This window comes from Micromonospora sp. DT228, assembly GCF_049841595.1.
Taxonomy (GTDB): Bacteria; Actinomycetota; Actinomycetes; order Mycobacteriales; family Micromonosporaceae; genus Micromonospora.
Map to the genome: position 1 here is coordinate 1 of NZ_JBNCKO010000064.1, position 504 is coordinate 504.

Consider the following 504-nt stretch of genomic DNA (forward strand, 5'->3'; position numbering starts at 1 on the left):
GTCCGGTTCGCCGCGATCCGCAGATCCGTGGTCCAGGAGACCCGCAGGCCCGTCTTGAGGAACGCACGGAGATCATCCGCAGTGCCGTCCAACCCCGCCTGGATCCTGCCCGGCAACGTGGTCAACGAGTCCCGGACCGCCGCGGCCATGATCTGGTTGGCAAGCACCCGCACCTCGGTGTCCGAGGCGGTATCGAGGTCGACCGCGACAAGCTCGCGAATATCCGCGAACAGCTTCAGGGACCCCGCGTCGAGCGCACGTGCGATGTACAGGCCGTGGTTGAGGTAGGTCAGAAGGGCATCGATGGTCCCGTTGTCGAGCGCCACCTGCGCGGCCGCCCGCACGTTCTCCCCACCCTTCGGCATGGTCCGGTTCGCCGCGATCCGCAGATCCGTGGTCCAGGAGACCCGCAGGCCCGTCTTGAGGAACGCACGGAGATCATCCGCAGTGCCGTCCAACCCCGCCTGGATCCTGCCCGGCAACGTGGTCAACGAGTCCCGGACC

The 504-nt window shown here is 67.5% G+C and carries 1 protein-coding gene; it reads right to left on the reverse strand.

Annotated features, from left to right (window positions below; translation table 11 throughout):
- Positions 1-504: ALF repeat-containing protein (locus tag ACLQ29_RS35420; protein WP_425775709.1), on the reverse strand; the 504-nt coding region annotated here is incomplete at both ends.